Annotated in this window: 7 protein-coding genes and 1 pseudogene; all 8 read left to right on the forward strand. The window is 56.7% G+C overall.

Features of this window, described 5'->3' with window-relative positions; genetic code table 11:
* A pseudogene (locus tag AAC083_RS13435) lies at positions 1-397 on the forward strand (type VI secretion system tip protein VgrG); the annotation flags it as partial.
* On the forward strand, positions 397-1,266 hold the full coding sequence (locus AAC083_RS13440) for a DUF4123 domain-containing protein (RefSeq protein WP_108536854.1): 870 nt from the start codon (positions 397-399) through the stop codon (positions 1,264-1,266). The pseudogene AAC083_RS13435 and the gene AAC083_RS13440, both read left to right, overlap by 1 nt.
* Complete coding sequence (locus tag AAC083_RS13445; protein ID WP_108536855.1) at positions 1,263-4,442, forward strand: toxin VasX; 3,180 nt, start codon at positions 1,263-1,265, stop codon at positions 4,440-4,442. The genes AAC083_RS13440 and AAC083_RS13445 overlap by 4 nt, the downstream gene beginning before the upstream one ends.
* Complete coding sequence (locus AAC083_RS13450) at positions 4,442-5,173, forward strand: hypothetical protein (RefSeq protein ID WP_108536856.1); 732 nt, start codon at positions 4,442-4,444, stop codon at positions 5,171-5,173. Before AAC083_RS13445 ends, AAC083_RS13450 begins: the two co-directional genes overlap by 1 nt.
* 142 nt (positions 5,174-5,315) lie before the next feature.
* A complete protein-coding gene (locus AAC083_RS13455; protein ID WP_108536857.1) occupies positions 5,316-6,683 on the forward strand; it encodes a tetratricopeptide repeat protein in 1,368 nt (455 codons plus the stop codon).
* Between the two features lie 318 nt (positions 6,684-7,001).
* On the forward strand, positions 7,002-7,337 hold the full coding sequence (locus tag AAC083_RS13460; RefSeq protein ID WP_108536858.1) for a YqcC family protein: 336 nt from the start codon (positions 7,002-7,004) through the stop codon (positions 7,335-7,337).
* A gap of 70 nt (positions 7,338-7,407) precedes the next feature.
* The gene (gene truC / locus AAC083_RS13465) at positions 7,408-8,148 is read left to right on the forward strand and encodes a tRNA pseudouridine(65) synthase TruC (protein WP_108536859.1); all 741 of its coding nucleotides are present in this window, start codon (positions 7,408-7,410) and stop codon (positions 8,146-8,148) included.
* A gap of 90 nt (positions 8,149-8,238) precedes the next feature.
* Entirely contained in the window at positions 8,239-8,679 is a 441-nt protein-coding gene (locus AAC083_RS13470) for a flavodoxin (RefSeq protein WP_042038134.1), read from the forward strand.
* Positions 8,680-8,841: the final 162 nt, after the last annotated feature.

Here is an 8,841-nt window from a genome sequence, read left to right on the forward strand (position 1 = left end):
GATCAAGGCCGACTATTCGCTGACGGTCGATGCTTCCATGCACCAGAAACTGGGGCAGTCACTGCTGGTTGATGCTGGCAGCGAAGTGCACCACAAGGCGGGCATGAAAATCGTGATGGAGGCCGGGGCCGAACTGACCCTGAAAGTGGGCGGCAGCTTTGTGAAGATTGATGCCGGTGGAGTCACCCTCTCTGGCGGCTCCATCAAGATGAACTCTGGCGGGAGTGCGGGTTCTGGCTCGGGCTGGGGCGGGCAGATGCCGATACAACCTGATGATGTCGAGGTGGTGCCACCACCGCCACCGGTGGACCCCATCCGTCAGATAGCCACCCTCAAATCCGCCGAGCCAGTCTGTGAAATTTGTGAGCAATTGGCCAAGCAGGAAGGGGGTAGTTGATGGCGGTTACCTCCATCGCATCCGCACCCGATATCGAGCTTGCCAGTGGTGAGCAGCTCTATCTGTTGCTTGATGGTGCCCGCATTGCTGAACTGGAGCGGGTCTTGTTCGAACAGGATGATGCTCCCGCTTATCAGCCCATTTATCTTTATGCTCCTTGGGACTGCCTGCGAGAGGTGAGCCCTTGTCTGGTTTGTGCGACGCCAAACCTGCTGGACTGGTTCATACAAAACCGTGAACCATCATGGGGTTACCTGTTATCGTCTCGGCTTTCGCTGTTGCCTTTGGCTGATCGGTTCCGCTCTCTTATCGAGGTGGAGAGCCCTTACGGCAGCAGGATCCTGCTCAAGCTGGCCATGCCTGAGACTATGTGGCGACTATTTATGGACGACGAGCCCTGGCTTTGGCAAGGAGTGGCACAAGTCTGGATCCCGGTGCGACAGGGGGAGGGTCAGGAGTGGCAACACAAGGCTTCATTGCCCGGTCTGGGTTCTCCTATGGGGGACGGTATGCGGCTTTCCGATATGCAATGGAGCCGTCTTGGAGAGGTGAGTTGGCTGCATGTGCTTGATGGGATCAGAACGCACATGCAGACCTGGTTTCCAACTCGTTTACAGGCGCAACCAGCACCTTCGACATGGATTGCCCACTGGGCCGATTACGCCTATGGCAAGGGGTTCGAGAGCGAGCGGGATCTGCTGCTGTTTTTCAATGTGCTTGGCTACCTCGGCAGCGGCTGGTGTGATCAGGATGAATATCCCCGTATCACGGCTTTGATCACCCAGCCTTCGGCACAAACCCCTTCGCAACGTATTGAGCAAGCCGCTGAGCTGGCGGAATCATTGAGCAAAAAGGATCAAGACGCATGAATACGCCCAATCAAGCCGCCCAGTGTGCAAGTCCCAACAACAGCAAGAGCCCGGCTGGCGTGTGTCCACTCAAGAACAAGAACATTGCCATAGTCCCGGTACGCTACGCCCTCGACGAGCCTTTCGCTCCACTGCAGAGGCAGCCTCATCCATTACCGGCAGGTGCTGGCTTTGTCGCGCCGCTCAAGTTCAAAGAGAGCGGCTATGCCTTGCGTCAGCTGCGTGATGGCTGGCTCTATGTCTATGACGAAAAGGCCAAAGTGTTGGATGAGTATGAGGTGAAAGAGGCTACCTTCATCAGTCAGAGCAAGGGGAGCAAGGGCCATCTGCTCTATCCGGCGACTCACACTCTGTCCCTCATTTATTCTCCCCAGCGCTGGACAGGGCGTATCAAGAAAGAGATGGAGAAGAGCAGCGGTTTGCGCAGTGCCTGGATGCGGCAGGCCAAGCTGGGCAGCTTCGCCAGCACCATGAAGGCCCCCCATTGCGGCTTGCCCGATTCGCTTGACAAGGTGGCAGATTTGGGGCTGCCGAATCAGGGGTTCGTTCTATCTTGTACCCCACTTGCCAAGCCAGCCGAAGAGGATAAGCAAGGGATCAAACTGTTGGCACACAAGCCGGCGGGTTCACCAGCCGCCTACAAGGCGGGAATGCCAGATCCCCAAAGCGCCATGGTAGTGGCTCTGGAGGATCCGCTGGCCGATCTGGCAGACCTTTCCATGACGGTCAATCAACTGTTGGCCAAGCGCGAAGCCTTGATGGGCAAGGATGAGAAACTGCGCAAGGCAAACACGCACAAGCTGATGATGGCCGAGGTGACGCGCAATCTGGCCCGGGTGCGGCTCGATGAGAAGGATTTGCCCGCTTCCGTCAGGGGCAATGTGGCCAGGACCCAGGCGTTTGAAGAGGCGCTGGATGATTATCTTGGGGATCGCTATCTCGCCGATACGGAGAACATGACGGCAGAGCCTGGTGTCGTGAGTTTTGACTCCCCCATGGAGAAACAAGCTGATGCCAAGCTGAAAATCTTGCGGGAACAATATGGTTTCAATCCATCCCACAAGCAGGTAAGTCAGTGGAAAGAACGCGCAGCGTTCCAGGATGAGGTCAATTGGACTGGGCTCAATGCGTTTATCAAGCAGTATCAGGCACCGCTCAATGAATTGGCGCTGGCGTTGGCGCGGGCCCATGAGGACCTGCTCAATGGCCTGACCCGCCTCAAGGCCAACCCGCTGCCCCTGGGGCTCGACAACTGCACGGCCGAAGGACAAGCCTACCTGCAAACCCTGTTTGCCGAGGCGGGGCAGGCCCTCTCCCTCAGTTGCAGCGCAGAGGACAACAAAAAAGCGCTGGAAAAACTGCTCGCCGAGAAGGTCAGTGACAACTTGCTGGCGCTGGCCCCCTATGGCTTTGATGCCGCGCTGCACAAGGGGCTGAGCGAACAGACGGTAGACAATGCCTGGCTCAGCACCTCCTCTGGCGACATGGCCGCCCTCTTTGGCCGAACGGCCGATCTGGAAGCGCTATTGGGGGATGAGAAGCTCAAGCAGAAACCCTGGTTTCAGACTGTCGAGGCCGTGATTGACGCCATGAAGGAGGCGGGAAAATCCCTGGCCAAGGGCGCTCACGCCCAGATCATGGCAGCCATCTTGCCTCATGCCTGGAAGAACAGCCTGGCAGGTAATCTCAGACTGGTGCTGCTGGAGTCACTGCTCGGTGACCAGCCGCTGCAGGTCAACAGCGGCTATCGGATGCTATTCAAGAGCTTCCAGCAGAGGGGCTGGCTCATTGTCAAAGAGATGTCGGCCATCAGCTCGCCACCGCCCGGGAGCAACACCACTGTGCAGGCCATCACTGGCCAGCTACAAAGTCTTCAGCAAAAGCTGGATGTCTTGATCGCCCGCGAGATGCCCATGCTGGTCAAACTCAAGGGTGACCTCTACCAGCAGCAGGCCAGACAATATATCGGCGACTATCTGGCAAGTGTGCGCAGTGGTGTAAATCAGCGCATCACCGCCATGAACGAGAGAGTCCCCAATCTGGCGACCTTTGGTGGGTTGGTGGCCCTGCTTAACCTCTGGAACTTGAGTGTGGTCATTGCAGGGACGGCGCAAAATGCCCAGTCGGTTGGCCGGGTGCGTGCCAATATACAGCTGGGCTCGGCCTTCGCCTGGACCGGCAATGCCATCGCCGCGCTCTATCAGGGGGCGGCGTGGGGGCAGTTGAAACCATTGGTTTTAGAAGATGGTCGCCTTCTAAGGTCTCTTCCCATTAAAGAAGTCATTAAAGATGTTGATCATGGCGCGCTGGTGAAAACCTTCTCGCTGCGTATGCTGGCCTTTTCAGGCCTGGGCATGGCGGCGGCCGGGGCAGAGCTTTGGGATACTTTGCAGGCTAGTAAAGACCCCTTGATAAGCGACATAGAGAAGACGCTCTTGCAGATGAAAGTGGGCGTATTGGGCGGGCAAATTGTAATTTTTTTTGCACAGTTTGCGCAATTAGGCATCAATGGCTTGCTGGGCTATTCATCCATCGGAGCCATCTGCGCAACTTGGATGGGGATAGGCTTCTTTGTGCTGGGAGCCGCCTATCTGGTCGTGATTGTGCTGCTCAATATCTTTAAAACTTCGGATCTGGAGAACTGGTTGCGTCAATCCACCTGGGGCAAGCAGCCTGCTGGCTGGTCTGCCGAAGAGGAGCTGGCCCGCTTCGAGCTGCTGGTCAATAAACCGGGGGCTAGCCTGAGTGTGGTACGCACGCCCCCTCAGGGGTGGATGGACACGGGTCGTCCCCAATGGCAATTGCAGCTCTCGCTGCCCGCTCACTTGCGTGGGCAGACCATAGGGCTGAAGGTCATTAGCCAACCGATCGCCAAGGCTGGCCAGATGATACCGGCGCGTTCCAAAGAGGAGCTGGATCGTTATCATGTATCCATGCAACCCAAGGTGATAGAGACGCTACGCGGACGTTGGGATGAATTGGTCTATACCCTGCCGTTGGGGGTCGATACCAATTCGGCCATCAAGCTGGAGCTGGGTTATCTCGGGGGCATGATTCAGCGGGAGTTTATTTTCAAGGGCAGCAGTAGCAGTAGCGGTCCTATCACATTGGAGACAAGCTCAGGCGGCTTGGGTGCCATGCCTGCGCTGATGGTCGGCAAGCAAGGGAATAAATAATGGACAAGGCAAACGAAGTCATTGAGGTGAGCGAGCAGAAGACCCCTTTTCATCTGCTACCGCAGGAGGAGCAACAGCGCATTCTCGATGCCAATCAAAAAAAGGTGCGCGAGGCCCCAACCCTCCATGAATGGGAGATCAGGGTTCCAACGCCATTAGTCTGGATTATCATCATGATAACGTGCCTCTGTCCGACAATATTTCTTGGGGGGGGGGCGCTGTTATTGGGTGAGGATTGGAGCGTTGCTTATATTATGTTGATCGTCTCTGCTGTAATGACACCTTATTTTCGCTATTTGGTTATGGCAGATAAGGATTACCACTACCGGTTAACCACTGAAGGTGTCATCGTCACTTATCAGGATGCGATTCCCGAAGTGGCCTATACCATAGTCCGTGGCTTGGCGTGGTTTGGTGTGGTGGTATGTGTGCTCGCGGTCGCCCTGCTGGGGCCATTAGCCCTGGTGGGTGCCGGTGGTATGGCGCTCTTGGCTGTATTTTTTACTGACTTTAAAAGTGAATTACATCAGGAGTTCACCATTTTTTATAAAGAGTGGCCTTATACACTTGCCATTTCAAAAAGATATAAAGCATTGCGATTTGAACGTACATGTAAACCTATATTTGGTCGCATCCTATATTGCAACGCTGATGATGTTCCTATCATCACAGCCTATCTAAAAGAGAATTTCTTAGTTGATGATATTAAATATATAAAGGGGCATCCGTGATGCTTGATGATGCTAAAAAGGTATTTTTAATATAGGCCACTGCAATTCATCTAGCGCATATACCTATTTTCAAGTTGGGTTGCCACTGTGATAACGCTTATCAGCAGCGACCCTTTTCCACGGACGTCTGTAGGCAAAAAATATGACAAACCGCACTTTATGGCTGGTACTGGCAGCCAGCATGATAACCGCCTGTTCTTCCACTGCGTCACGCACTGACGCCGAGTTATCCCAAGCTGCCACTCAGGGCAATGGCAAGGCTCAATACGAGCTGGCCAAACGTCTGGCGGCCCAACCTGATTACCCCAATGCCATGCACTGGATGCAGCAAGCGGCTGAGCAGTCGGGCCCCTTGGCCGCTGATCAGCAGATCCGCGCCAACGCTGCGTGGCAAGTGGGTGACTGGTATCAGGCTGGGCTCGGTGAGCCCAAAAATCCGGCGCTTGCTACCCAGTGGTGGCAACGTTCTGCGCGGCTTGGCAACACCCATGCCAGCTATCGGTTGGGAGTGATGTGCCAGGAGCAGCATCAAGGCAAACTGGTGAGTGAATGCCTCGACTGGTTCGAGCAGGCCGCCAAGCGGGATCATGCCGAAGCGCAGTTAGTCCTGGCACTGTGGTACAGCAAACAACCGGGGGCTGATGCTGATGCCGTCAAATGGTTAGAAAAAGCGGCAGAACTGGGCAACCGTGATGCCCAGTACCTGCTGGGTCAGCGCTATGAAATGGGCAAAGGGGTTGCCAAACGGCCGGATATTGCCCAGCGCTGGAATGATAAAGCCGCTGCCCAACAGCAACCGGACGCTTTGTTGCTGCAAGCTAAACAGGCGCTTCCTTCTAATGCTTTCGCTGCCTATCAGCGCGCCGCCAATGCGGGCTCTGCCGAGGCTGAACTCTGGCTAGGGATGGCATATCTGGCAGGGGAGCAAGTCCCCGCAGATCCCGCTTTGGGGCGCTATTGGCTGGAGCTGGCAGCCGGACATGGTTCCCACGAAGCCGAGTACCAACTGAGCTTGCTGCAGGTAGACCGGGAGCAGCAGGCCCACTGGTTAACGCTGGCCGCTGACGGTGGCGTAACCAAGGCGTGGTTTGAGCTGGCGGAGTTACAGCAGGACCAAGGGGCTTTGGAGCAAGCCAGAGCCAGCTATGCCAAGGCCGCTCAACAGGGCCACACGGCAGCGCAATACGCCTACGGTGAAATGCTGCGTTTGGGCCAAGGTGGCAAAGAGGATTACACGCTGGCACTCAAGCAGTATCGCCTGGCCGCTCAGCAAGGTGACCGCATGGCCCAATACCGGATGGGGACGCTGCGTGAGAAAGGTCTGGGGGCACCGCGCAACCGGATACATGCCTATGCCTGGCTCTCATTGGCCGCCACCGAAGGGATGCCTGAAGCCATGCAGGCCCGTGACGAGCTGGAGGCAGCGATGACCAAGCCGGAAGTCAAACAAGCGCAGAAACTCTCTGAGCACTGGTTTGGCAAGATGTCATCAACGGCGAGGAAAAGCTAAAAAAAGAACATAGCAGCAAGCGGCCCGATGAGCGCTGCCTGCTTGGTCGAGCCCATGAATCCATCATGGGCCGACGTTGATCTGGCAGGTCCGTTCGATGGTTCGCTGCTTTCACCTTGTTCTGCACCGTATGCGCCAAGGCGCGTTCAGCGAGATCACCTGCATAGCTTGGCTCTGCATCCAGCTTGTCAATGGGACATGGCAGAGGGGGAGGGGGACGGTGTATAGTAGCGCCCTTTTTTGATGAGCTCGGCCAGCCTGTGTCTGTTTTACAGGGGAGGCTGACCGGTATGTGGTCATGAGCAAGAGGACGACGAGATGAATCAATATTTGCTGGTAGCCGGCCTGTTGGGTGAACTCACCGCCGAGTTGCAGCGGCTGGATCGCTGGCAAGATGAGCATCCGGGTGAAGAGGCCCTGGCGAGCGAGCTGCCGTTTTGTGTCGATACCCTGAGCTTCGATCAGTGGCTGCAATTTGTGCTGATCCCGCGCATGGAGCAGCTGGTCATGCTGCAAGCGCCGCTGCCCACCAGCGTATCCCTCTATCCCATGGCGAGCGAAGTCTACAAGAACGAGCTGGCCGAAATGGCGAGCCTGCTGCGCCTTATCGGTCGCTTCGATCTGCTGCTGACCGGTAAGGTGGTGGAAAAATGAGCCTGACTCTGCGCGATCAAACGCAGATGTTGGCTGGCGCGTCCCTGTCGGGTGGCGGGGTGATGGCACCATGAAACTGACCCTGCTCTATCAGGATGACTGGCTGGTGGCGGTCAACAAGCCGTCGGGCCTGCTGGTGCACCGCAGCTGGCTCGACAAGGCCGAGACCCGCTTCGCCATGCAGATGACCCGGGATCTCATCGGTGGTCGCCACGTCTATCCCGTGCACCGCCTCGACCGCCCTACCTCCGGCGTACTGTTGTTTGCACTGGATCCTGCGGTGGCCCGCACCCTGACCGAGGCGTTTGCCGCCCGTCGGGTGCACAAGGAGTATTTGGCGCTGGTGCGGGGCTGGGCCCCGGAGCAGGGGGTGATCGATTACCCCCTCAAGGAGCAGCTGGACAAGATAGCCGACGCCATGAGCTCCCCGGATCGCCCGGCCCAGGAGGCGGTCACCGCATTTTGTCGTCTGCACCAGGTCGAGTTGCCCTATGCGGTTTCCAAGAAGCACCCCACCAGTCGTTACAGCCTGGTCAAGCTGTTCCCAAAAACCGGTCGCAAGCATCAGCTGCGCCGCCATCTGGCTCATCTGTTCCACCCCATCGTCGGGGATACCAGCCATGGCGATGGCCGCCACAACCGCTTCTTTCGCGAGCAGCTGGGGTGTGAACGCCTTCTGCTGGTGGCCCGCAGACTCAGTTTCGAGCACCCGATCCTCAAAGTCCCGATGCGGATCCAGGCGCCGCTGGGGCCAGACGTATTGCAACTGTTTGCCGAGCTGGGCTGGCCCGCCAGCGAGAGTGACTACTGATCTTCCCCTGGCTTGCTCACTTGAGGCAGGGTGTTGCCTTCGACCGGGTTGTGGCATGCTGTAACGCCACGTCAGTCAAAGGAATCTGTTATGGCTCAGATAGATATAGTGGTTGGAACCGTTTATGGCGCGGCCATGCTGGTTGCCGAGACGTTGGCTGCGCAGTTGCAGCAGGCCGGACATGAGTGCCAAATCTTCGATGAGGCAGTGCTGGAAGACCTGGATCCCTCCCGCTTTCTGCTGGTGATCACTGCCACCACAGGGCAGGGCGATATTCCGCCCAATCTGCAACCCTTCGCCGCCGCCCTGGCCGATCGGGCTCCCTATATGAAAGGGTGGCGCTATGCGCTCATCGCCCTGGGCGATAGCAGCTATGAGCACTTTTGTGGGGCTGGCCGTCAGTTGGACGGCCTGTTGCAGGAGCTGGGAGCAAGGGTGTTGTTACCCCGTCTGGAGATAGATGCCACCGTCGACGATGAACCGGAAAAAGTGGCGCTGGCCTGGCTAACCGGCTGGGAAAATACGCTCTAGTTTCCCCAGGGCGAGAGCATGAGCCGTTTTATTGTTCAATCAGATGATAAAGCAGGTAGGAAAACCAGTGTTAGGCAGATTTTTCATACATGAACATAGCGAGCCTGTACAAAAATAACACACCTGATGTGCTTAAAACTGAACAGGGTGTTGGTTTAATAT

This window comes from Aeromonas sp. HMWF014, from assembly GCF_963878295.1.
GTDB lineage: Bacteria > Pseudomonadota > Gammaproteobacteria > Enterobacterales > Aeromonadaceae > Aeromonas > Aeromonas popoffii.